23 protein-coding genes and 1 pseudogene are annotated in these 21,543 nt (G+C 68.4%); 21 read left to right on the plus strand and 3 right to left on the minus strand.

Going from position 1 to position 21,543, the window contains the following annotated elements; genetic code table 11:
- Positions 1 to 4 precede the first annotated feature (4 nt).
- The 8 genes from FG99_RS10605 to FG99_RS10640 all read left to right on the plus strand — a co-directional run bounded on the left by FG99_RS10605 (position 5) and on the right by FG99_RS10640 (position 9,226).
- Positions 5 to 793, plus strand: a complete 789-nt coding sequence (locus tag FG99_RS10605; RefSeq protein WP_043269436.1) for an SPOR domain-containing protein — start codon at positions 5 to 7, stop codon at positions 791 to 793.
- 155 nt (positions 794 to 948) lie between these two features.
- On the plus strand, positions 949 to 1,485 hold the full coding sequence (hslV, locus tag FG99_RS10610; RefSeq protein WP_043269438.1) for an ATP-dependent protease subunit HslV: 537 nt from the start codon (positions 949 to 951) through the stop codon (positions 1,483 to 1,485).
- Positions 1,486 to 1,514: 29 nt separating this feature from the next.
- Positions 1,515 to 2,855 carry an ATP-dependent protease ATPase subunit HslU gene (gene hslU, locus FG99_RS10615; protein WP_043269440.1) on the plus strand — a complete coding sequence of 447 codons (1,341 nt, stop codon included), beginning with the start codon at positions 1,515 to 1,517 and terminating at the stop codon, positions 2,853 to 2,855.
- A 165-nt stretch (positions 2,856 to 3,020) separates the two neighbouring features.
- A complete protein-coding gene (locus FG99_RS10620) occupies positions 3,021 to 3,392 on the plus strand; it encodes a gamma-butyrobetaine hydroxylase family protein (protein ID WP_009615423.1) in 372 nt (123 codons plus the stop codon).
- Between the two features lie 396 nt (positions 3,393 to 3,788).
- Positions 3,789 to 5,468, plus strand: a complete 1,680-nt coding sequence (phaC, locus tag FG99_RS10625; RefSeq protein ID WP_043269442.1) for a class II poly(R)-hydroxyalkanoic acid synthase — start codon at positions 3,789 to 3,791, stop codon at positions 5,466 to 5,468.
- On the plus strand, positions 5,465 to 6,475 hold the full coding sequence (phaZ, locus tag FG99_RS10630; RefSeq protein ID WP_256204847.1) for a poly(3-hydroxyalkanoate) depolymerase: 1,011 nt from the start codon (positions 5,465 to 5,467) through the stop codon (positions 6,473 to 6,475). Before phaC (FG99_RS10625) ends, phaZ begins: the two co-directional genes overlap by 4 nt.
- A 178-nt stretch (positions 6,476 to 6,653) precedes the next feature.
- Entirely contained in the window at positions 6,654 to 8,336 is a 1,683-nt protein-coding gene (phaC, locus tag FG99_RS10635; protein WP_043269444.1) for a class II poly(R)-hydroxyalkanoic acid synthase, read from the plus strand.
- Positions 8,337 to 8,611: 275 nt separating this feature from the next.
- Positions 8,612 to 9,226, plus strand: coding sequence for a TetR/AcrR family transcriptional regulator (locus tag FG99_RS10640; protein WP_043269446.1), 615 nt, complete (start codon positions 8,612 to 8,614; stop codon positions 9,224 to 9,226).
- 50 nt (positions 9,227 to 9,276) lie between these two features.
- Here FG99_RS10640 and FG99_RS10645 read toward each other — a convergent pair whose 3' ends face one another.
- The 3 genes from FG99_RS10645 to FG99_RS10655 all read right to left on the minus strand — a co-directional run bounded on the left by FG99_RS10645 (position 9,277) and on the right by FG99_RS10655 (position 10,978).
- A complete protein-coding gene (locus FG99_RS10645; protein WP_043269448.1) occupies positions 9,277 to 10,140 on the minus strand; it encodes a phasin family protein in 864 nt (287 codons plus the stop codon).
- 10 nt (positions 10,141 to 10,150) lie between these two features.
- On the minus strand, positions 10,151 to 10,573 hold the full coding sequence (locus FG99_RS10650) for a phasin family protein (RefSeq protein ID WP_009615411.1): 423 nt from the start codon (positions 10,571 to 10,573) through the stop codon (positions 10,151 to 10,153).
- A gap of 129 nt (positions 10,574 to 10,702) precedes the next feature.
- A complete protein-coding gene (locus FG99_RS10655; RefSeq protein WP_009615409.1) occupies positions 10,703 to 10,978 on the minus strand; it encodes a polyhydroxyalkanoic acid system family protein in 276 nt (91 codons plus the stop codon).
- 130 nt (positions 10,979 to 11,108) lie between these two features.
- Here FG99_RS10655 and ubiE point away from each other — a divergent pair, with 130 nt between their 5' ends.
- The 13 genes and pseudogenes from ubiE (at position 11,109) to FG99_RS10715 (ending at position 21,533) form a co-directional block, all read left to right on the plus strand.
- Positions 11,109 to 11,891, plus strand: coding sequence for a bifunctional demethylmenaquinone methyltransferase/2-methoxy-6-polyprenyl-1,4-benzoquinol methylase UbiE (gene ubiE / locus FG99_RS10660; protein ID WP_043269451.1), 783 nt, complete (start codon positions 11,109 to 11,111; stop codon positions 11,889 to 11,891).
- Position 11,892: 1 nt separating this feature from the next.
- Complete coding sequence (locus tag FG99_RS10665) at positions 11,893 to 12,516, plus strand: ubiquinone biosynthesis accessory factor UbiJ (protein ID WP_043269453.1); 624 nt, start codon at positions 11,893 to 11,895, stop codon at positions 12,514 to 12,516.
- Positions 12,513 to 14,111, plus strand: a complete 1,599-nt coding sequence (ubiB, locus tag FG99_RS10670) for a ubiquinone biosynthesis regulatory protein kinase UbiB (RefSeq protein WP_043269455.1) — start codon at positions 12,513 to 12,515, stop codon at positions 14,109 to 14,111. Before FG99_RS10665 ends, ubiB begins: the two co-directional genes overlap by 4 nt.
- A gap of 82 nt (positions 14,112 to 14,193) precedes the next feature.
- The gene (gene hisI / locus FG99_RS10675; RefSeq protein ID WP_009615405.1) at positions 14,194 to 14,598 is read left to right on the plus strand and encodes a phosphoribosyl-AMP cyclohydrolase; all 405 of its coding nucleotides are present in this window, start codon (positions 14,194 to 14,196) and stop codon (positions 14,596 to 14,598) included.
- Positions 14,591 to 14,929, plus strand: coding sequence for a phosphoribosyl-ATP diphosphatase (locus FG99_RS10680; RefSeq protein ID WP_009615404.1), 339 nt, complete (start codon positions 14,591 to 14,593; stop codon positions 14,927 to 14,929). Before hisI ends, FG99_RS10680 begins: the two co-directional genes overlap by 8 nt.
- 25 nt (positions 14,930 to 14,954) lie before the next feature.
- Entirely contained in the window at positions 14,955 to 15,200 is a 246-nt protein-coding gene (locus FG99_RS10685; RefSeq protein WP_009615402.1) for a twin-arginine translocase TatA/TatE family subunit, read from the plus strand.
- A 13-nt stretch (positions 15,201 to 15,213) separates the two neighbouring features.
- A complete protein-coding gene (gene tatB, locus FG99_RS10690; RefSeq protein WP_043269458.1) occupies positions 15,214 to 15,669 on the plus strand; it encodes a Sec-independent protein translocase protein TatB in 456 nt (151 codons plus the stop codon).
- Entirely contained in the window at positions 15,666 to 16,466 is an 801-nt protein-coding gene (tatC, locus tag FG99_RS10695) for a twin-arginine translocase subunit TatC (RefSeq protein ID WP_009615398.1), read from the plus strand. The genes tatB and tatC overlap by 4 nt, the downstream gene beginning before the upstream one ends.
- The gene (locus FG99_RS10700) at positions 16,463 to 17,170 is read left to right on the plus strand and encodes a 16S rRNA (uracil(1498)-N(3))-methyltransferase (RefSeq protein WP_043269460.1); all 708 of its coding nucleotides are present in this window, start codon (positions 16,463 to 16,465) and stop codon (positions 17,168 to 17,170) included. Before tatC ends, FG99_RS10700 begins: the two co-directional genes overlap by 4 nt.
- Positions 17,171 to 17,489: 319 nt before the next feature.
- Positions 17,490 to 18,383: pseudogene (locus FG99_RS33195) on the plus strand (methyl-accepting chemotaxis protein); the annotation flags it as partial.
- Positions 18,378 to 19,241 (plus strand): methyl-accepting chemotaxis protein, encoded by an 864-nt coding sequence (locus tag FG99_RS33200; RefSeq protein WP_371263863.1) that lies wholly within the window; start codon positions 18,378 to 18,380, stop codon positions 19,239 to 19,241. The pseudogene FG99_RS33195 and the gene FG99_RS33200, both read left to right, overlap by 6 nt.
- A gap of 219 nt (positions 19,242 to 19,460) precedes the next feature.
- Positions 19,461 to 21,035, plus strand: a complete 1,575-nt coding sequence (locus FG99_RS10710; RefSeq protein WP_043269465.1) for a methyl-accepting chemotaxis protein — start codon at positions 19,461 to 19,463, stop codon at positions 21,033 to 21,035.
- Between the two features lie 69 nt (positions 21,036 to 21,104).
- Positions 21,105 to 21,533 (plus strand): UPF0158 family protein, encoded by a 429-nt coding sequence (locus FG99_RS10715; protein ID WP_009615389.1) that lies wholly within the window; start codon positions 21,105 to 21,107, stop codon positions 21,531 to 21,533.
- Positions 21,534 to 21,543: the final 10 nt, after the last annotated feature.

The following is a 21,543-nucleotide window of genomic DNA, read 5'->3' on the forward strand; positions in this document are numbered from 1 at the left end:
CTCCATGGCCAAGAAGAAACCCGCTCCCAAGCGCGGCGCCAGCCGCTACCAGGCCCCGGCCAAGAAGACCTCGGTCCCCGGCTGGGTGTGGCTGGTCGCAGGCCTTGCCATCGGCGGCTTCATCATGTTCCTGACGAAGCTGGAACCGGGCCGCAACGACGTGCGCCGGGAGAAGCCCGAGCAGCAGAAGCCGGGCATATCCCAGGGCGCCAAGCCGGCCACGCCGGCGCAGCCGCCGGCGGCCATCGCGGTGAAGCCCAAGTACGACTTCTACACCCTGCTGCCGGGCTCGGAAGTGGTGGTGCCGCCGGAAGCCGTGCCGGAGAAGCCGCAGACGCCGACGGTGGTCAGCACCCCGGAGGAAGCGGCGAAGATCGACGCCGCCCGCGCCCAGGCCGCGCTCAACGGCCAGGTTCCGCCGCCGCCGGCGGTGGTCAAGCCGGCCACACCGCCGCAACCGGCAACGGCGCAGCAGCCGGCCGCCCAGGCCAAGGCCACGCCGCCGGCCACGGCCCCGGCGAGCAAGCCGATCGCCCCGCCGGCGGTGGCCGCCACCCAGTTCTTCCTGCAGGCCGGTTCGTTCCGCAAGCAGGCCGACGCCGACCGCGTGCGCGCCCAGGTGATCCTCCTCGGCCAGAGCGCGCGGGTGGAATCCGGCGCGGTGCGCGACGAGACCTGGTACCGGGTGATGGTCGGGCCGTTCAGCGACCGCTCGCAGGTTTCCGCGGCGCAGAAGCAACTGTCGGCCAACGGCTTCAGCAACCTGCTGTTACAGCAGCGCCAGACCCGCTGAAGCCCCGCGCGGGCCCGCCTCAAGCGGGCTCGCGCGGCGGCTGTCGGACGACGCCTTCAAGGCACGTCCGTCGCCCTGCCTTGAAGGCCGCGTCCTTCATCCCCATATGACTCCGCATTCGGGCACCAATGCCCCGCTGTGTGGAGAACTCCCCCTTGACCACTATCGTTTCTGTCCGCCGCAACGGCAAAGTCGTCATGGGCGGCGACGGCCAGGTTTCCCTTGGCAACACCGTCATGAAAGGCAACGCGAAGAAGGTCCGCCGCCTCTACCACGGCCAGGTGCTGGCCGGTTTCGCCGGCGCCACCGCCGACGCCTTCACCCTCTTCGAACGCTTCGAGCAGCAGCTTGAAAAGCACCAGGGCCACCTGGTCCGCGCCGCCGTCGAGCTGGCCAAGGACTGGCGCACCGACCGCTCCCTGAGCCGCCTGGAAGCCATGCTGGCGGTGGCCAACAAGGACGCCTCGCTGATCATCACCGGCAACGGCGACGTGGTCGAACCCGAGCACGGCCTGATCGCCATGGGCTCCGGCGGCGGCTTCGCCCAGGCCGCGGCCATGGCCCTGCTGCAGAAGGCCGATGACGCCATGTCCGCCCGCGAGATCGCCGAAACGGCGCTGAACATCGCCGGCTCCATCTGCGTGTTCACCAACCAGAACCTCACCATCGAGGAGCTCGACAGCGCCATCTGAGGCCCTGTCGCTCCGGAGTAGCCGAACAAATGTCCATGACTCCCCGCGAGATCGTCCACGAACTCAACCGCCACATCATCGGCCAGGACGACGCCAAGCGCGCCGTGGCCATCGCCCTGCGCAACCGCTGGCGGCGCATGCAGCTGCCGGCCGAGCTGCGCGCCGAGGTGACGCCGAAGAACATCCTGATGATCGGCCCCACCGGCGTCGGCAAGACCGAGATTGCCCGGCGCCTGGCCAAGCTGGCCAACGCCCCGTTCATCAAGGTGGAAGCGACCAAGTTCACCGAGGTGGGCTACGTCGGCCGCGACGTCGAGTCGATCATCCGCGACCTGGCCGACGCCGCGATCAAGATGCTCCGCGAGCAGGAAGTGCAGAAGGTCAAGTACCGCGCCGAGGACGCCGCCGAGGAACGCATCCTCGACGCCCTGCTGCCGCCGGCGCGCACCGGCGGCTTCGGCGACGAGCCGGCGCGCGAGGACTCCAACACCCGCCAGCTGTTCCGCAAGCGCCTGCGCGAAGGCCAGCTGGACGACAAGGAAATCGACATCGAGGTGGCCGACGTCCCGGCCGGCGTGGAAATCATGGCGCCGCCCGGCATGGAGGAGATGACCAACCAGTTGCAGAACCTGTTCTCCAACATGGGCAAGGGCAAGCGCAAGACGCGCAAGCTGAAGGTCGCCGAGGCCATGAAGCTGATCCGCGACGAAGAGGCCCAGCGCCTGGTCAACGAAGAGGACCTCAAGGCCCGCGCCCTGGAAGCCGTGGAGCAGAACGGCATCGTCTTCATCGACGAGATCGACAAGATCGCCAAGCGCGGCAACGTCGGCGGCGCCGACGTCTCCCGCGAGGGCGTGCAGCGCGACCTGCTGCCGCTGATCGAAGGCTGCACCGTCAACACCAAGCTGGGCATGGTCAAGACCGACCACATCCTGTTCATCGCCTCGGGCGCCTTCCACCTGTCCAAGCCCAGCGACCTGGTGCCGGAGCTGCAGGGCCGCCTGCCGATCCGCGTCGAGCTCAAGGCCCTGAGCCCGGACGACTTCAAGCGCATCCTGCGCGAGCCGCACGCCTCGCTCACCGAGCAGTACACCGCGCTGCTCAAGACCGAGGGCCTGGACATCGCCTTCGCCGACGACGGCATCCAGCGCCTGGCGGAGATCGCCTGGCAGGTCAACGAGAAGACCGAGAACATCGGCGCCCGCCGCCTGCACACGCTGCTGGAACGCCTGCTGGAGGAAGTCTCCTTCGACGCAGCCGACCTGGCCAGCGAGCACAGCGACAAGCCGATCGTGATCGACGCCGCCTACGTCAACGGCCACCTGGGCGAGCTGGCGCAGGACGAGGATCTGTCGCGGTATATTCTCTAACAGCCGCTGGAGGCTATAGGCTGGAGGCTATAGGCAAGAGCGAAAAGCCGATGCCCCTCACCGTCGTAGGATGGCGTTGAGCGAAGCGATACCCATCGCCGCAACCGCATGGGTTTCGCAAGCTCAACCCATCCTACGAAGAGCAGCCTTTAGTCGGAGTTTCCCATGCACATCCCCACCGCCATCCAGCTGCACAAGGCCTCGCGCACCCTCACGCTGAAGTACGGCGAGCAGTCCTATGACCTCTCCGCCGAGTTCCTGCGCGTGCACTCGCCCTCGGCCGAGGTGCAGGGCCATGGCAACCCGGTGCTGCAGGTCGGCAAGCTGAACGTCGCCCTCATCGGCCTGGAGCCGGCCGGGCAGTACGCGCTCAAGCTGACCTTCGACGACGGCCACGACAGCGGCCTGTACAGCTGGGACTACCTCTACCAGCTGTGCACCCGCAAGGACCAGCTGTGGGCCGAATACCTCGCCGAGCTGGCCGCCGCCGGCAAGTCCCGCGACCCCGACGAGTCGGTGGTCCGGCTGATGCTCTGAACCCACCTTTGCGCCGGTTTACCCGGCGCCGGCGCCTCGCCATCCTCCTGCCCCCGATCAGGGCACGTCATTTGCAACATTCGCCCTGCACACTGGAAGCGACGTGTTTCCCGTGTTCGAGTCGCGGACGAGCGAGCGCTCTAGGGCGCGTTTTCTAATCTTTCGCGCGATACTCGGGCGCAGGGAACCACGCTGCACCAGCTTGCGCGGCGGGGGAATCTCGGGTAACCAAGTCAGTGCAACGCCGTTGCAGACGCGGGCCCAGGACCCCAGCGATGCCGCCAAGTGTTGACCTGCGTGGAGCCTGCTCCACGTTCCGCTAACCCGAGCAGTACTTGGCCCGTCACCTAGGTGCAGCCCCGCCAGTATTCGTCTCAGGACAATGGAGCGTCGCCGATGACCGAAAAGAAGAACAACGATCTGCCCCAGCAAGCCGCGGAAAACACCCTGAACCTCAACCCGGTGATAGGCATTCGCGGCAAGGATTTGTTGTCCACTGCCCGCATGGTGCTGCTGCAGGCCCTCCGGCAGCCTTTCCACAGCGTCAAGCACGTCGGCCATTTCGGCCTGGAGCTGAAGAATGTCCTGCTCGGTACCTCGCAGCTGCGCCCGGCCGACGACGACCGCCGCTTCAACGACCCGGCCTGGAGCCAGAACCCGCTGTACCGCCGCTACCTGCAGACCTACCTGGCCTGGCGCAAGGAGCTGCAGCAGTGGATCGGCAACAGCGACCTGTCGCCCCAGGACATCAACCGCGGCCAGTTCGTCATCAACCTCATGACCGAAGCCATGGCGCCGACCAACACCCTGAGCAACCCGGCCGCGGTCAAACGCTTCTTCGAGACCGGCGGCAAGAGCCTGCTCGACGGCCTCAGCCACCTGGCCAAGGACCTGGTGAACAACGGCGGCATGCCCAGCCAGGTCAACATGGACGCCTTCGAGGTCGGCAAGAACCTGGCCCTGACCGAGGGCGCGGTGGTGTTCCGCAACGACGTGCTGGAGCTGATCCAGTACTGGCCGATCACCGAGAGCGTGCACGAGCGCCCGCTGCTGGTGGTGCCGCCGCAGATCAACAAGTTCTACGTCTTCGACCTGTCGCCGGAGAAGAGCCTGGCGCGCTTCTGCCTGCGCAACCAGGTGCAGACCTTCATCGTCAGCTGGCGCAACCCGACCAAGGCCCAGCGCGAATGGGGCCTGACTACCTACATCGAGGCGCTCAAGGAAGCCATCGACGTGGTCCTGGCCATCACCGGCAGCAAGGACCTGAACATGCTCGGCGCCTGCTCCGGCGGTATCACCACCGTCACCCTGCTCGGCCACTACGCGGCCCTGGGCGAGGAGAAGGTGCACGCCTTCACCCAGATGGTCAGCGTGCTGGACTTCGAGCTGGACACCACCGTCGCCCTGTTCGCCGACGAGAAGACCCTCGAGGCCGCCAAGCGCCGCTCCTACCAGTCCGGCGTGCTGGAGGGCAAGGACATGGCCAAGGTGTTCGCCTGGATGCGCCCCAACGACCTGATCTGGAACTACTGGGTCAACAACTACCTGCTGGGCAACGAGCCGCCGGCCTTCGACATCCTGTTCTGGAACAACGACACCACGCGCCTGCCGGCCGCGCTGCACGGCGAGCTGGTGGAGATGTTCAAGAGCAACCCGCTGACGCGCCCCGGCGCCCTGGAAGTGGGCGGCACGCCCATCGACCTCAGGCAGGTCACCTGCGACTTCTACTGCGTGGCCGGCCTCAGCGACCACATCACCCCCTGGGAAGCCTGCTACCGCTCGGCGCGCCTGCTCGGCGGCAAGTGCGAGTTCATCCTTTCCAACAGCGGGCACATCCAGAGCATCCTCAACCCGCCTGGCAACCCCAAGGCCCGCTTCATGACCGGCCCGGACCTGACCGTCGATCCGAAGACCTGGCAGGAAAACTCGAGCAAGCACGCCGACTCCTGGTGGCTGCACTGGCAACAGTGGCTGGCCGAGCGCGCGGGCAAGCTGAAAAAGGCGCCGACCGCCCTGGGCAACAAGGCCCACCCGGCTGGCGAAGCATCCCCCGGCACCTACGTACACGAACGATGAAGACAGAAAACCTACCCGACGCCACCGCGCAGCAGGACGCGCCGGCCCAGCCCGAGCTGGCGCCGCAGGCCACGCGCCAGCGCAAGGCGCGCCCCGCCGCCAAGGCGGCCGAGCCGCAGCAGCCGGCCGAGACGCGGGCGCGCGTGCTCGCGCCGCAGCCCTTCGTGTTCCGCACCATCGACCTCGACGGGCAGACCATCCGCACCGCCGTGCGCCCGGGCAAGGGGCACATGACGCCGCTGCTGATCTTCAACGGCATCGGCGCCAACCTGGAGCTGGTGTTCCCCTTCGTCGCCGCGCTGGACCCGGACCTGGAGGTGATCGCCTTCGACGTGCCCGGCGTCGGCGGCTCGTCCACGCCGAGCACGCCCTACCGCTTCCCCGGCCTGGCCAAGCTGGCCGCGCGCATGCTCGATTACCTGGACTACGGGCAGGTCACCGCCATCGGCGTGTCCTGGGGCGGGGCCCTGGCCCAGCAGTTCGCCCACGACTACCCCGAGCGCTGCAAGAAGCTGATCCTGGCGGCCACCGCCGCCGGGGCGGTGATGGTCCCGGGCAAGCCCAAGGTGCTCTGGCGCATGGCCAGCCCGCGGCGCTACATCCAGCCGTCCTATGGCGCGCACATCGCCCCGGACATCTACGGCGGGGCCTTCCGCCGCGATCCCCGGCTGGCCATGGCCTTCGCCGCCAAGGTGCGCTCCTCGGGCAAGCTGGGCTACTACTGGCAGCTGTTCGCCGGCCTGGGCTGGACCAGCATCCACTGGCTGCACCGCATCCAGCAGCCGACCCTGGTGCTGGCCGGCGACGACGACCCGATCATCCCGCTGGTGAACATGCGCCTGCTGGCCTGGCGCATCCCCAACGCGGAGCTGCACGTGATCGACGACGGCCACCTGTTCCTGGTGACCCGCGCCGAGACGGTGGCGCCGATCATCATGAAGTTCCTCGCCGAGGAACGGCAGCGCGCGGTCATGCACCCGCGTCCGTTCGCCCCCAAGGCCGGCTGACCCCCGGCCTCGATCATCGCCTCGTAACAGTGCACGTTCATCGTCGGTGACCGGCAGGCGCGCCGATTCGTGCCTATGCTTCAGCCCCTGCGTGCGTCAGGAATGCACCTGCGCCGATTCTGGTACGGGCCTTGCTGCGCCCGACTGACGACGGTTCTTTTCCCAGGGAGAGCTGCACATGCGAGAGAACTCCAGCACCGGCAGGCTGCCGGCCCCCGCCGACTTCATGAACGCCCAGAGCGCCATGCTCGGCCTGCGCGGCAAGGACATGCTGTCCACCCTGCGCCAGCTCGCCGTCCAGGGCGTGCGCCGGCCGCTGCACAGCGCCCGCCACCTGGCGGCCTTCGGCAAGCAGATGGGCCACGTGCTGCTGGGTGACTCGCCGTTGCAGCCCAACCCCCAGGACAGCCGCTTCCAGGACCCGTCCTGGCGCCTCAACCCCTTCTACCGGCGCACCCTGCAGGCCTACCTGGCCTGGCAACAGCAACTGCTGGCGTGGATCGACGAGAGCGACCTGGACGGCGACGACCGCGCCCGCGCGCGCTTCCTGCTGTCGCTGTTCGCCGACGCCATGGCGCCGACCAACAGCCTGATCAACCCGCTGGCGGTGAAAGAGCTGTTCAACACCGGCGGGCAGAGCCTGCTCAAGGGCGGCCGCCAGATGCTCGACGACCTGCTGCACAACGGCGGCATGCCCAGCCAGGTCAACAAGCACGCCTTCGAGGTCGGCCGCAACCTGGCCACCACCCCGGGCGCCGTGGTGTTCCGCAGCGAGATGCTCGAACTCATCCAGTACAAGCCCCTGGGCGAGCACCTGCACGCCAAGCCGCTGCTGATCGTCCCGCCGCAGATCAACAAGTACTACATCTTCGACCTGAGCCCGGAAAAGAGCTTCGTCCAGTACGCCCTGAAGAACAACCTGCAGCTGTTCATGGTCAGCTGGCGCAACCCCGATGCGCGCCACCGCGAGTGGGGCCTGTCGACCTACGTGAAGGCCCTGGACGAGGCCATCGAGGTGGTCCGCTCGATCAGCGGCAGCCGCAGCGTCAACCTGATGGGCGCCTGCTCCGGCGGCCTGACCATCGCCGCGCTGCAGGGCCACCTGCAGGCGCGCCGGCAACTGCGCAAAATCAGCAGCGCCACCTACCTGGTGAGCCTGCTGGACAGCCAGGTGGAAACCCCGGCGGCGCTGTTCGCCGACGAGCAGACGCTGGAAAGCACCAAGCGCCGCTCCTACCAGCACGGCGTGCTGGAGGGCAAGGACATGGCCAAGGTGTTCGCCTGGATGCGCCCCAACGACCTGGTGTGGAACTACTGGGTCAACAACTACCTGCTGGGCAAGCTGCCGCCGGCCTTCGACATCCTCTACTGGAACAACGACAACACCCGCCTGCCGGCGGCGCTGCACGGCGATTTCCTCGACTTCTTCAAACACAACCCGCTGGCCCGCCCCGGCGCCATGGAAATCTGCGGCACGCCCATCGACCTGAAGAAGGTGGCGGTGGACAACTTCCACGTCGCCGGCATCACCGACCACATCACCCCCTGGGACGCGGTCTACCGCTCGGCCCTGCTGCTGGGCGGCGACAGCCGCTTCGTGCTGTCCAACAGCGGGCACATCCAGAGCATCCTCAACCCGCCGGGCAACCCCAAGGCCTGCTACTTCGAGAACGGCAAGCTCGCCTCCGACCCGCGCGCCTGGTACTACGACACCCAGCGCCAGGAAGGCAGCTGGTGGCCGGTGTGGCTGGCGTGGATCCAGGAACGCTCGGGCGAACGCCGGCCGGTGAGCTTCGAACTGGGCAACGCCGAGCACCCGCCGATGGAAGCGGCGCCGGGGACTTACGTGCACGAGCGGTGAGTCTCGATGGAGCTGTACCGGACAGGTCTGACGTAGGGCGCATAACGCCTACGGCGTTATCCGCCGTTTGGCCTTGGTTTCCGGCGGCTCCGGGGTTGACCTGGGCGTTGGCTGTGGCCCCGGCGCATCGGCGGATAACCGCGAACGGTTATGCGCCCTACGACTTCAGGGCAGCACGGTCGCAGAAAACCCACCCCCTCACGCTTTCGAGGGACTGGCCGGCGCGCCCCGCCCCGGCTATCGTCGAGCCTCCCGAAGCCGGAACCAGCACACGGATGAAAACCCGCGACCGCATCCTCGAATGCGCCCTGCTGTTGTTCAACGAGCAGGGCGAACCCAACGTCTCCACCCTGGAGATCGCCACCGAGCTGGGTATCAGCCCCGGCAACCTGTACTACCACTTCCACGGCAAGGAACCGCTGGTGCTGGGCCTGTTCGCCCGTTTCGAGGAGGAGTTGCAGCCGCTGCTCGACCCGCCCGCCGACGCGCGCCTGGGCGCCGAGGACTACTGGCTGTTCCTGCACCTGATCGTCGAGCGCCTGGCGCACTACCGCTTCCTCTTCCAGGACCTCTCCAACCTGGCCGGGCGCCTGCCCAAGCTGGCCCGCGGCATGCGCAGCTGGCTCAATGCGCTCAAGCGCACCCTGGCCGCCCTGCTCGCCCGGCTCAAGGCCGACGGCGAGCTGACCAGCGACACCGACGCCCTCGGCCAACTGGTGGAGCAGATCACCCTGACCCTGCTGTTCTCCCTGGATTACCAGCGCATCCTCGGCCGCGAAGGCGAGATACGCCTGGTGGTCTACCAGGTGATGATGCTGGTGGCGCCGCACCTGCGCGGCGACTCGCGACTCGCCGCCGAGCGCCTGGCGCAGCGCTACCTGAACGCCTGAAATGAAGACGCCCGGCACGAGGCCGGGCGTCGGGTACCACGGGTAACGCGTCAGGCCTGGGTCGGCGGCGTGGCCGGAGCCGCTACCGGAGCGACCGGAGCTGCCGCAGCCGGCGCCGGGGTGGCCGCCGGAGCCGGAGCCGCGGCCGGCGTGGCCGCTGCAGCAGGCTTGGCCGCCTTGGGCGCCGCAGGCTTCTTCACCGCCGGCTTCTTCGCTGCGGCAGGCTTGGCTGCCGGTTTCGCAGCAGCCGGTTTCGCAGCAGGCTTGGCGGCAGCCGGTTTGGCGGCCGGTTTCGCCGCGGCCTTCGCAGCAGCAGGCTTGGCGGCCGGCTTGGCTGCAGGCTTCACCGCGGCCTTGGCCGCAGCCGGTTTCGCAGCAGCCTTGGCAGCAGGCTTGGCCGCCGCGGTCTTGGCAGCCGGCTTGGCTGCGGGCTTCGCTGCAGCCTTGGCCGCAGGTTTGGCAGCGGCCTTGGCGGCGGCGGGCTTGGCCACCGACTTGACGCTGATGCCGGTGAGTTTCTCGATCTGCTTGGTCAGGGTCTCGACCTTCGCATGCAGGTCCTTCACCTCGTTGCGGCTCGGCACGCCCAGGCGCGAGATGGCGCTGTTCAGGCGCTTGTCGAACGCCTCCTCCAGCTCACCCCACTTGCCCAGGGCGCGGTCCTTCACTTCGTCGACCTTGGAACGCGCCGAACGGGCGGTGGACTTCACCGCGCCGACGGATTTATCGACTTCGGTCCGGGCCTGCTTCTCGGCCTTCTCGCCATCCTTGACCAGGGTCTCGAACAGCTTGCTGCCGTCCTTGCTGACCTTCGAGTAGGCCCCCAGACCAGCCAACCAGATTTGCCGCGAGTATTTCTCGATCTCGCCGACCCAACTGGACTCTTTTTTATCGGTAGTTTTCTTGCCAGCCATCCCGCTCTCCTCAATGAGTTTTCGCGACACGCTCGAGCACCGCGCTCAGCTCGTCAAGCTTAGCAGAGAGCGCCTCGACATCCTGCCGCGACGGAATGCCCATGCGGTTCAGCGCGGAGGCCACGCGGCTGTCGAAAGCCTTCTCGACCTTGTCCAGCTGCACCTCGAACTTGTCCTTCACCAGCCAGACGCTGCTCTTGACGCTGTCGTTGGCCGACTCGACCTGCTCGGTCACCAGCTGGCGGCCCTTGGTTTCCAGGCCTTCGCCTTCCTTCACCAGCGACTTGAAGTACTCGGTGCCTTCGGCGCCGACGCGCGCATAGGCGCCCAGGCCGGCCAGCCAGATCTGGCGGGCGTAGTGCTTGACGTCGGTGATCAGGGACGATTCGCTGACGGCTTTCTCGACTTTCTTCTTGCTGGCGACCTTGGCCATGATGGTTTCCTCACACTGTTCTCGGGGGTCCGTAGAGGCCCGCAGCGTTGCGAGCTTGAGTGCAAGGTATCGGGGAAAATTAGAAAACACATACCAGCCGGCGCGGAGCGCCGGACAAGGTGCTCGGCCTCAGGCCAGCGCCTTGTCCAGCGCGCGCTCGATCTCGCCCTTGAGCATCCCGCCCATGGCCGACAGCAGCAGGCCCAGCTTGACCTCCACCGCCACGCGGTCCTCGCCCACCTCGATGCGCCCGTCCACGCCACTGCGCTTGAAGGTCAGCACGTCGCCCTGCCACTCGTAGCTCACGCCGTGCTCGCGGGCGAGCTTCTCGGCCAGCTTCTGGGCCTTCTCGCGGGCGGCTTCGCGGCCGAGGCAATGGGGACGTTCGACGTGGATGCGGGACATGGGCGACTCCGGAATGACAGACCGGTGGATGATACGCCGCACGACGTTTCGCCGCACCCCGCGCCACGGGGCGGCGTTTTTCCCACATCCTGTTAGAATGCCCGCCATTGACTTCCAGGGTAGAAACGCCATGAGCGAGCCGCGCAAACCCGCCGGGGACCAGGGCCCCGCCGACCCCACCACGCACTTCGGCTACAAGACCGTGCGCGAGAGCGAGAAGGCCGAGAAGGTCGCCGAGGTGTTCCACTCGGTCGCCGCCAAGTACGACCTGATGAACGACCTGATGTCCGGTGGCATCCACCGCCTGTGGAAGCGCTTCACCATCGAGCTGTCCGGCGTGCGCGCCGGCAACCGCGTGCTCGATATCGCCGGCGGCACGGGCGATCTGACCCGCCAGTTCTCGCGCCTGGTCGGCCCCACTGGCGAGGTGGTGCTGGCGGACATCAACGCCTCCATGCTCAAGGTCGGCCGCGACAAGCTGCTGGACAGCGGCGTGGCCGGCAACGTCAGCTTCGTCCAGGCCGACGCCGAGAAGCTGCCCTTCCCGGACAACCACTTCGACTGCGTAAGCATCGCCTTCGGCCTGCGCAACGTCACCCACAAGGACGCCGCCATCCGCTCCATGCTGCGGGTGCTCAAGCCGGGCGGGCGCCTGCTGGTGCTGGAATTCTCCAAGCCCACCAGCAGCCTGCTGTCCAAGGCCTACGACGCCTACTCCTTCACCCTGCTGCCGCTGATGGGCAAGCTGGTCACCAACGACGCCGAGAGCTACCGCTACCTGGCCGAGTCGATCCGCATGCACCCGGACCAGGAAACCCTGAAGTCGATGATGGTCGAGGCCGGTTTCGACCGCGTCACCTACCACAACATGACCGGCGGCGTGGTCGCCCTGCACCGCGGCATCAAGCCCTGAAATGGCGCTCCTGACCCAGGCGCTGCTGGCCAGCGCCGAAGCCGGCGTGAACCGCGTGCTGCGCCTGGACGGCGTGGCCCTGCAGCGTCTCGCCCGGCTCGCCGGGCGGGTCCTGGAAGTGGATTGCCAGGCGCCGCCGCTGCGCCTGTTCATCCTCCCCGACGCCGACGGCCTGCACCTGGCCGCGCACCACGAGGCCGCGGTCGACTGCACCCTGCGCGCCCCGGCCGGGCGCCTGCTGCAGCTGGCCCTGGCGGCCGACAAGACCAGCGTGCTGCACAGCCCGGAAGTGGAGATGGGCGGCGATAGCGCCCTGCTCCTGGAGCTGGCCGACATCCTCCAGAGCCTGGAGCTGGACTGGGAATACGAAGTGCAGCGCTGGCTCGGCCCGCTGCCCGCGCAACTGCTCGGCAGCCGCGTGCGCGGCGGCGCGCGCTGGGCCGGCGACAGCCTGGAAAGCCTGCGCCTGAGCCTGGCCGACTACCTCGCCGAGGAAAGCCGCACCCTGGTCGGGCGCAACGAGGCCGAAGCGCGCTTCGCCGAACTCGACCAGTTGAAGATCGCCCTCGATCGCCTCGACGCGCGCCTGGCGCGCCTGTCCAAGAAGCTGAAACCCGACGCATGAAGCTGCTCGCCTTCCGCCGCCTGCTGCGCATCCAGAGCGTGGTGATCCGCTACCGCCTCGACGACCTCATCCTCGAACTGCCGATGCTGCCCTGGTATCTGCGCCTGCTCGGCGGCCTGCTGCCCTGGCGCTGGCTGCCGCGGCGCAAGCTGGAGCTGAGCCGCGGCGAGCGCATCCGCCTGGCCCTGGAAGGCCTGGGGCCGATCTTCATCAAGTTCGGGCAGATCCTCTCCACCCGCCGCGACCTCTTGCCCGACGACATCGCCAACGAGCTGGCGCGCCTGCAGGACAAGGTCCCGCCGTTCCCGCCGGAAGCCTCGGTGGCGCTGATCGAGGAGCAGTTGGGGGCGAAGGTCGAGCAGGTCTTTGCCCGCTTCGAGCGCGAGCCGCTGGCCTCGGCCTCGGTAGCTCAGGTCCACGCTGCGCAGCTGAAAAGCGGCGAGGAAGTGGTGGTCAAGGTGATCCGCCCGGGCCTCAAGCCGGTGATCCGCGCCGACATGTCCTGGCTGTTCATCCTCGCCCGCCTGGCCGAGCGCGTCTCCGCCGACGCCCGCCGCCTGCACCCGGTGGAGGTGGTCAGCGACTACGAGAAGACCATCTACGACGAACTCGACCTGCTGCGCGAGGCGGCCAACTCCAGCCAGCTGCGGCGCAACTTCGACGGCTCGCCGCTGCTCTACGTGCCCCAGGTGTACTGGGACTGGTGCCGGCCCAAGGTGCTGGTGATGGAGCGCATCTACGGCATCCCGGTCACCGACCTGGACACCCTGCGCGACCAGCGCACCGACTTCAAGGCCCTGGCCGAGCGCGGCGTGGAAATCTTCTTCACCCAAGTGTTCCGCGACAGCTTCTTCCACGCCGACATGCACCCGGGCAACATCTTCGTCAGCACCCGCACGCCCTGGAGCCCGCAGTACATCGCGGTGGACTGCGGCATCGTCGGCAGCCTCACCGACGAGGACCAGGACTACCTGGCGCGCAACCTGATCGCCTTCTTCAAGCGCGACTACCGCAAGGTCGCCCAGTTGCACATCGACTCCGGCTGGGTGCCGGCGGAAACCCGCGTCAACGACTTCGAGGCGGCGATCCGCACGGTGTGCGAGCCGATCTTCGAGAAGCCGCTCAAGGACATCTCCTTCGGCCAGGTGCTGCTGCGCCTGTTCCAGACCGCGCGGCGCTTCAACATGGAAGTGCAGCCGCAACTGGTGCTGCTGCAGAAGACCCTGCTGAACATCGAGGGCCTGGGCCGCCAGCTCTACCCCGAGCTGGACCTGTGGAGCACCGCCCAGCCCTACCTGGAACGCTGGATGCGCGAGCGCATGAGCCCCGCCCAGCTGCTGCGCAACGCCCAGCAGCACGTCGAGCAGCTGCCGCACCTGGCGCAGATGACCCGCGACACCCTGGAGCGCCTGGCGCAGCCCCGGGAGCCGCAAGCGACCGGCGCCCAGCCCCTGGCCGGCGCCTGGGTGCCGCGACTGATCGGCGCAGTGCTGGTGGCCGGCGCCACCCAGATCGGCCTGGCCACCCACAGTATCGAGGCCTGGCCGGCCTGGGCCATGCTGGCCGGCGGTCTGTATCTGATTCTGCGCCGATAGCCAGTCGTCGCCACTGCTGGCACACTTGGTCGTTGATGAAACTGCCGCGGGGCGCGAAAACGCCCGCTGTACGGAAGCGAAGATGAAAGACTGGCTGGACGAAATTCACTGGAACGCCGACGGCCTGGTGCCGGCGATCGCCCAGGACCACAAGACGGGCCGCGTGCTGATGATGGCCTGGATGAACCGCGAGTCCCTGGCCCTGACCGCCGCCGAGGGCCGCGCCATCTACTGGTCGCGCTCGCGCGGCAAGCTCTGGCGCAAGGGCGAGGAGTCCGGCCACGTACAGAAGCTGCACGAACTGCGCCTGGACTGCGACGCCGACGTCGTCATCCTGATGGTCGAGCAGGTCGGCGGCATCGCCTGCCACACCGGCCGCGAAAGCTGCTTCTACCGGGTCTACCAGGACGGCGGCTGGAAGGTCGTCGACGCGGTGCTCAAGGACCCGCACGCCATCTACGACAAGCCGGGGCACAGCCATGAGTGACAACACCCTCGCGCGCCTGGCCGAGGTGCTGGAGGGGCGCAAGAACGCCGCCCCCGAAAGCTCCTACGTGGCCAGCCTGTACCACAAGGGACTGAACAAGATCCTGGAAAAGGTCGGAGAGGAATCGGTGGAAACCATCCTCGCCGCCAAGGACGCCGCGCAGAGCGGCGACTGCACGGACCTGATCTACGAAACCGCCGACCTCTGGTTCCATTCCCTGGTCATGCTCGCCGCCCTCGGCCAGCATCCCCAGGCGGTGCTGGACGAGCTGGAGCGCCGTTTCGGCCTCTCCGGCCACGACGAGAAAGCTGCGCGCCAGCCGTCGGCCTGAACCCGATTACTTCGAGGAGAACAAGATGGGCATCTTTGACTGGAAACACTGGGTCGTCATCCTGATCGTGGTGGTGCTGGTATTCGGCACCAAGCGCCTGAAGACCCTGGGCTCGGACGTCGGCGAGGCGGTCAAGGGCTTCCGCAAGGCGATGAACACCGAAGAGGACGAGAAGCCCCAGCAGCAGCCGCCGGCCAACCCGCCGCTGAACCAGCCGCACACCATCGACGCCCAGGCGCAGAAGGTCGAAGAGCCGCAGCGCAAGGACTGATGGGAAGAACGCCATGTTCGGAATCAGCTTCAGCGAACTGCTGCTGGTGGGCCTGGTCGCCCTGCTGGTGCTCGGCCCCGAGCGCCTGCCCGGCGCCGCGCGCACCGCGGGCCTGTGGATCGGCCGGCTGAAACGCAGCTTCAACGCCATCAAGCAGGAAGTGGAGCGCGAGCTGGGCGCCGACGAAATCCGCCGGCAACTGCACAACGAGCACATCCTGCAGATGGAGCGTGAAGCGCAGAAGCTGATGGCGCCGCTCACCGGCCAGCAGCCGCCGGCCGATAGCGCCGCGCAGGCCGAGCCCACGGCACCGCCGGCGCCGCCGACCATCGCCCCGAACAGCCGCCTGGCCAACATGCCCGGCGTCGGTATCCCGGCCGCACCCGAGGCACCCGCCGCGCCAGCAGCGCCCGAGGCCCCGGCCGCGCCGGCCGCCGCCCCTCCGTCCGAGACGCCGCGTACCCCATGAGCGACGAAAAACCCGAACAGCCCGAAAACGACCAGGAAATGCCCCTGGTCTCGCACCTGACCGAGCTGCGCACGCGCCTGCTGCGCTGCGTGGTGGCGATCTTCGTGATCTTCATCGGCCTGCTGTACTTCTCGCAGAAGATCTACGCCCTGGCCTCCGCGCCGCTGCGCCGCTTCCTCCCGGAAGGCGCGACCATGATCGCCATCGACCCGGCCTCGGCCTTCCTCGCGCCGCTGAAGCTGACCATGATCGTCGCCGTGCTGCTGGCCATGCCGGTGATCCTGGCGCAGATCTGGGGCTTCATCGCCCCCGGCCTGTACAAGCACGAGAAGCGCGTGGCCCTGCCGCTGCTGGCCTCCAGCGTGGTGCTGTTCTACACCGGCATGGCCTTCGCCTACTTCCTGGTGTTCCCGTTGATGTTCCACTTCTTCCTCGGCCAGGCCCCGGAAGGGGTGACGCCGATGACCGACATCAACAGCTACCTGGACTTCCTCACCCTGCTGTTCGCCTTCGGCGTGGCCTTCGAAATCCCCGTGGCCACGGTGCTGCTGGTGTGGATCGGGGTGGTCGACGTGGCCTACCTGAAGAAAATCCGCCCCTACGTCATCATCGGCTGCTTCGTGGTCGGCATGGTCCTCACCCCGCCGGACCCGATGTCGCAGACGCTGCTGGCCGTGCCCATGTGGATGCTGTTCGAGGCCGGCGTGCTGTTCAGCCGGCTGATCCGCAAGCGCAACCGCGACGAGGATGAGCAGCCCGAAGAGAAAGGCGACCAGCCGCCAGCGACGCGCCCGTGAACCTGCTGCTGCTCGACGACGCCGACTTCGTCGCGGCGGACCGCGTATTGCTGCGCGACCGCCGCCTCACCCACCTGCACGAAGTGCACCGCGCCGAAAGCGGCGACAGCCTGCGCGTCGGCCGCCTGGGCGGGCTGATGGGCGAAGGCCGCCTGCTGAGCCTTTCCCGCGACGAGGCGCAGCTGCAGGTGAGCTTCACCCAGGCGCCGCCGGCCAAGCTGCCGCTGACCCTGCTGCTGGCCCTGCCGCGGCCGAAGATGCTCCGCCGCGTGCTGCAGACCGTGGCCGCCATGGGCGTGCCGCGCCTGGTGCTGCTGAACAGCTACCGGGTGGAGAAGAGCTTCTGGCAGACGCCCTTCCTGGAGCCCGCGGCCATCCACGAGCAACTGGTCCTGGGCCTGGAGCAGGCCCGCGACACCGTGCTGCCGGAAGTGACCATCGAAAAGCGCTTCAAGCCCTTCGTCGAAGACCGCCTGCCGGCCCTGGCCGCCGGCAGCCTGGGGCTGATCGGCCACCCCGGGCCCTGGCCGGCCTGCCCGCGCGCGGTCGAGCAGGCCGTGACCCTGGCCATCGGCCCCGAAGGCGGCTGGATTCCCTACGAAGTCGAGAAGCTGCGCGAGGCCGGGCTGGCCCCGGTGCAACTGGGCGAGCGCATCCTGCGCGTGGAAACCGCGGTCACCGCCCTGCTGGCCCGGCTGTTCTGAGGCCAAGCGCCGCGGCAGGCCCGCCGGAGAGCGTCCGTCAGAAAATCACTAAAGAAATTTCAGATTCGTGTCGCCTCGCCGATATGACAGGCATTGGTCAATCGGCGGCCGCCCCCGCGGCAGCCGCAGCCCCATCGTCCCCTGGAGCGCCGCGTTCATGTCCCGCTGGTTCAGCAATCTCACGGTCAACTGGAAACTCGCCATCGGCTTCGGCCTGGTGCTGCTGCTCACCCTGCTCATCGCGCTGACCGGCGCGCTCAACCTGAACAGCCTGATATCCCGGGGCGACAAGATCGGCGAAATCTCCAAGCTGCTCGCCATGACCAAGGACCTGCGCACTACCCGCCTGAAATACCAGTCCAGCCGCACCGCGGAAGACGCCAAGCTGGTGGAACAGAGCATCAACGAGCTGGACCGGCAGCAACAGCGCGTCGGCCAGTTGCTCGTCGTGCCCTCGGACCTGGAGAAGGTCGAGCAGCAACGCCAGCTCACCAGCCAGTACCGCACCCTGTTCAAGGGCCTGCAGAAGTCCTTCGACAGCCGCGACAGCGCGCGCAAGACGCTGATCCGCAAGGCCTCGGTGGTCACCCAGGGGCTGGAGCTGGTGGAGCAGCACCTGGTGGAGAGCGGCAGCGTCGACTCCCTCAAGGCCATCGCCGACGTCTCCGAGCTGGGCCGCCAGCTGATGGACGCCCGCTTCCAGGTGCTCAGCTACACCGCCAACGAAGACCCCAGCCTCGAACAGGGCGCGTTCAGCGCCCTGGAGCAGGTCACCGCCACCGTGGAACAACGCGCCCAGGCCGCCGTGCCGGAGCAGCAGGCCAACTACCAGGCCGTGGTGAACGCCCTGCGCGACTACCGCAAGGCGCTGGACCGCTACCGCAACGAAGTCAACAACAGCCAGCAGGCGCGCGACCAGATGCGCGACAGCGGCCTGCTGATCGAGAAACTCAGCGTTGAACTGAGCGACGGCCAGACCGCCAAGCGCAATGAAGACGCCAGCCACGCCAAGCAGTTGCTGGCCCTGGCCTCGCTGCTGGTCCTGGTGCTGGGCGTGCTGGCGGCCTGGCTGATCACCCGGCAGATCGTCCTGCCGCTGCGCCAGTCGCTGGCCGCCGCCGCGCGCATCGCCGACGGCGACCTCAGCCAGGAACTGCGCGTCGAACGCCGCGACGAGCTGGGCCAGCTGCAGGCCAGCATGCAGCGCATGAACCAGTCGCTGCGCGAGCTGATCGGCCGCATCCACGACGGCGTCACCCAGATCGCCAGCGCCGCCGAGGAACTCTCGGCGGTCACCGAGCAGACCAGCGCCGGGGTGAACAACCAGAAGAGCGAGACCGACCAGGTGGCCACGGCCATGACCGAGATGGCCACCACCGTGCTGGAAGTGGCGCGCAACGCCGAGGAAGCCTCGGAAGCCGCCAGCGCCGCGGACCGCGAGGCCGGCGCCGGCGCCCAGGCGGTCAGCGAGGCGGTCGGGCAGATGGACCGCCTGGCCGGCGAGGTGGGCCGCTCCAACGAAGCGGTGCAGCAGCTCAAGCGCGAGAGCGAGAAGATCGGCAGCGTGCTCGACGTGATCAAAGCGGTGGCCGAGCAGACCAACCTGCTGGCCCTCAATGCCGCCATTGAGGCGGCCCGCGCCGGCGACGCCGGGCGCGGCTTCGCCGTGGTCGCCGACGAAGTGCGCGCCCTGGCCCGGCGCACCCAGCAGTCCACCGAGGAGATCGAGGAACTGATCGCCGGCCTGCACAGCGGCACCCAGCAGGCCGTGCAGCGCATGGAGAGCAGCCGCGCGCTCACCGACAACACCCTGGAACTGGCGCGCCGCGCCGGCGAGCGGCTGGAGGCCATCACCCGCACCGTCTCCGGCATCCAGTCGATGAACCAGCAGATCGCCGCCGCCGCCGAACAGCAGAGCGCGGTGGCCGAGGAGATCAACCGCAGCGTGCTCAGCGTGCGCGACATCTCCGAGCAGACCGCCGCCGCCAGCGAGGAGACCGCCGCCTCCAGCGTCGAGCTGGCGCGCCTGGGCACCGAGCTGCAGGGCCTGGTCGGCCGCTTCCGCCTCTGAGCCCTCCCCCTCCGGCCCGCCGTCCTGGCGGGCCTTTGCCGACGTAAGAAAAATTACCAATCTGGCACTGAAGTTTCAGACAGCATCGCCGATAAGCTGTGACGCACACAGATGCGTCCCGAAAAAGTCCCTCGCCTGCACGACAAGAAGAACGACAAAACAGCCTGCATTTCCGGCTTCGGGCCCGTCCCGCGGCCTCGTCTGCCTGGAGTATTCGACATGTACGATTGGCTGGTCCTTCAGCTCGGCCGCATGAACGTCAGCCTCAAGCTCGCCGTGGGCTTCGGCATCTGCCTGCTGCTGACCCTGCTGGTGTTGCTCGGCGGCATCCAGGGCCTGAACGAACAGGGCGCCTACAGCGAACGCCTGACGCACATCGGCCAGCTCGACGGCGGCGCCCGCCAGGCGGAACTGGCGCGCCTGCGCTACCAGCTCGAAGGCAGCGCGGAGCAGGCCCAGCGCCTGCGTTCGGTACTGGGCGAGCTGCAAGCCGGCAGCGAGCGCCTGGCCCGCGACGGCCTCGCCGGGCCCCGTCTCGACGCCCTGCGCCAGGCCCTTGCCGACTACGCCCGGGCCGCCGACGACCTGCTGCGCGCCGACGCACAACAGCGCGGGCAAGCCAACCCCGGCCTCGACAGCCGTGCCGAAGCCCTGTTCCGCGCCAGCGGCGCCCTGTTCGAAGAAGGGCTGCAGCAGCGCGACGCGGCGGCCAGCCAGGCGCAATGGCACCAAGCGCTGACCGCCCTGTTCGCGCTGTTCTTCGGCGCCCTCTCGGTGTGGGCGATCAACCGCCAGATCGTCCGCCCGCTGCACGAATCCCTCGAACTGGCCGAGCACATCGCCCAGGGCGACCTGTCCCGCGACCTGGGCGGCGACCTGCACCTGCAGCGCCGCGACGAGTTGGGCCAGTTGCAGCGCACCATGCTGCGCATGCGCGACAGCCTGGGCGAGCTGATCGGCCACATCGGCGGCAGCGTCGGCCAGTTGGCCACCGCCGCCGACGAGCTGTCGGCGGTCACCGAGCAGACCCGCGCCGGCGTCGACAGCCAGCGCCTGGAAACCGAGCAGGTGGCCAGCGCCATCGAGGAAATGGCCGCCACCGTGCAGGAAGTGGCGCGCAACGCCGAGCAGGCTTCCGGCGCCGCCCGCCAGGCCGACGCCCAGGCCCGCGACGGCGAGCAGGTGGTCGGCCAGGCCATCGCCCGCATCGACCAACTGGCCGCCGAGGTGGAACGCTCCACCCAGGCCATGGCGCGCCTGCGCGGCGACAGCGGGAAGATCGGCAGCGTGCTCGACGTGATCAAGTCGGTGGCCGAGCAGACCAACCTGCTGGCCCTCAACGCCGCCATCGAAGCCGCCCGCGCCGGCGAGGCCGGGCGCGGCTTCGCGGTGGTCGCCGACGAAGTGCGCGCGCTGGCCCAGCGCACCCAGCAGTCCACCGCCGAGATCGAGGCGCTGATCGCCGCCCTGCAGCGCGGCGCCGAGGACGCCGCGCAGTGCATGGACGACAGCCGCGAGCTGACCGGCGACTCGGTCGAGCTGACGCGCCGCGCCGGCGACGCGCTGGCCGCCATCGCCCGCAGCGTGGCGCAGATCCAGGACATGAACCTGCAGATCGCCTCCGCCGCCGAACAGCAGAGCAGCGTCGCCGCCGAGATCAGCCGCAGCGTCGGCCAGGTCCGCGACATCGCCGAGCAATCGGCCGCCGCCAGCCAGCAGACCGCCGCCTCGAGCAACGAACTGGCGCGCCTGGGCAGCGACCTGCAGGGCCAGGTCGGGCGCTTCCGCCTGTAACAGGATTGCAGCGGACAGGAAGGCCGCGCATGGGATAGGCTGGGGCTCTCGCCCAACCGGAGAGTGACCATGCGCCCGCTGACCATCGACCTCGACGAACTCGCCGTCGCCCTCGACACCAGCGACATAGAGCACTACCTGGACCTGGGCAGCGGCCAGGTGGTGCCGCTGCTGAGCGACTCCCCCGACCCGGACCTGCTGCTCCTGCTGGAGCAGGACCCGGAGCGCCTGCTGCCGATCGAGCCGCTGAGCAGCCGCGAATCCCTGGAACTGATGCGCGACTTCCTCCGCGAGGTCGGCGAACCCCACGCCTACGCCGCCATGGCCTCGGCCCTGGAAGGCCGCAAGCCGTTCAAGGCCTTCCGCCACGTGCTCATGGGCTACCCCGACCTGCTCCAGGCCTGGTACGACTACCAGGCCGAACGCCTGCGCGAATGCGCCCTGGACTGGCTGGCCGACCACGACATCCGCCCGGCCGGGCAAGGCGCCGCGTTGTAGGGACGCTCTT

It is taken from the genome of Pseudomonas sp. AAC, assembly GCF_000725445.1.
In the GTDB taxonomy this organism is placed as follows: domain Bacteria; phylum Pseudomonadota; class Gammaproteobacteria; order Pseudomonadales; family Pseudomonadaceae; genus Pseudomonas; species Pseudomonas citronellolis.

Bases quoted from the DNA above. Each gene is read 5' to 3' on its own strand.
- FG99_RS10605 (WP_043269436.1), top strand. From the start codon at position 5: ATGGCCAAGAAGAAACCCGCTCCCAAGCGCGGCGCCAGCCGCTACCAG.
- hslU (WP_043269440.1), top strand. From the start codon at position 1,515: ATGTCCATGACTCCCCGCGAGATCGTCCACGAACTCAACCGCCACATC.
- FG99_RS10620 (WP_009615423.1), top strand. From the start codon at position 3,021: ATGCACATCCCCACCGCCATCCAGCTGCACAAGGCCTCGCGCACCCTC.
- phaC (WP_043269442.1), top strand. From the start codon at position 3,789: ATGACCGAAAAGAAGAACAACGATCTGCCCCAGCAAGCCGCGGAAAAC.
- phaZ (WP_256204847.1), top strand. From the start codon at position 5,465: ATGAAGACAGAAAACCTACCCGACGCCACCGCGCAGCAGGACGCGCCG.
- phaC (WP_043269444.1), top strand. From the start codon at position 6,654: ATGCGAGAGAACTCCAGCACCGGCAGGCTGCCGGCCCCCGCCGACTTC.
- FG99_RS10640 (WP_043269446.1), top strand. From the start codon at position 8,612: ATGAAAACCCGCGACCGCATCCTCGAATGCGCCCTGCTGTTGTTCAAC.
- FG99_RS10645 (WP_043269448.1), bottom strand. From the start codon at position 10,140: ATGGCTGGCAAGAAAACTACCGATAAAAAAGAGTCCAGTTGGGTCGGC.
- FG99_RS10650 (WP_009615411.1), bottom strand. From the start codon at position 10,573: ATGGCCAAGGTCGCCAGCAAGAAGAAAGTCGAGAAAGCCGTCAGCGAA.
- FG99_RS10655 (WP_009615409.1), bottom strand. From the start codon at position 10,978: ATGTCCCGCATCCACGTCGAACGTCCCCATTGCCTCGGCCGCGAAGCC.
- ubiE (WP_043269451.1), top strand. From the start codon at position 11,109: ATGAGCGAGCCGCGCAAACCCGCCGGGGACCAGGGCCCCGCCGACCCC.
- FG99_RS10665 (WP_043269453.1), top strand. From the start codon at position 11,893: ATGGCGCTCCTGACCCAGGCGCTGCTGGCCAGCGCCGAAGCCGGCGTG.
- ubiB (WP_043269455.1), top strand. From the start codon at position 12,513: ATGAAGCTGCTCGCCTTCCGCCGCCTGCTGCGCATCCAGAGCGTGGTG.
- hisI (WP_009615405.1), top strand. From the start codon at position 14,194: ATGAAAGACTGGCTGGACGAAATTCACTGGAACGCCGACGGCCTGGTG.
- FG99_RS10680 (WP_009615404.1), top strand. From the start codon at position 14,591: ATGAGTGACAACACCCTCGCGCGCCTGGCCGAGGTGCTGGAGGGGCGC.
- FG99_RS10685 (WP_009615402.1), top strand. From the start codon at position 14,955: ATGGGCATCTTTGACTGGAAACACTGGGTCGTCATCCTGATCGTGGTG.
- tatB (WP_043269458.1), top strand. From the start codon at position 15,214: ATGTTCGGAATCAGCTTCAGCGAACTGCTGCTGGTGGGCCTGGTCGCC.
- tatC (WP_009615398.1), top strand. From the start codon at position 15,666: ATGAGCGACGAAAAACCCGAACAGCCCGAAAACGACCAGGAAATGCCC.
- FG99_RS33200 (WP_371263863.1), top strand. From the start codon at position 18,378: ATGAACCAGTCGCTGCGCGAGCTGATCGGCCGCATCCACGACGGCGTC.
- FG99_RS10710 (WP_043269465.1), top strand. From the start codon at position 19,461: ATGTACGATTGGCTGGTCCTTCAGCTCGGCCGCATGAACGTCAGCCTC.
- FG99_RS10715 (WP_009615389.1), top strand. From the start codon at position 21,105: ATGCGCCCGCTGACCATCGACCTCGACGAACTCGCCGTCGCCCTCGAC.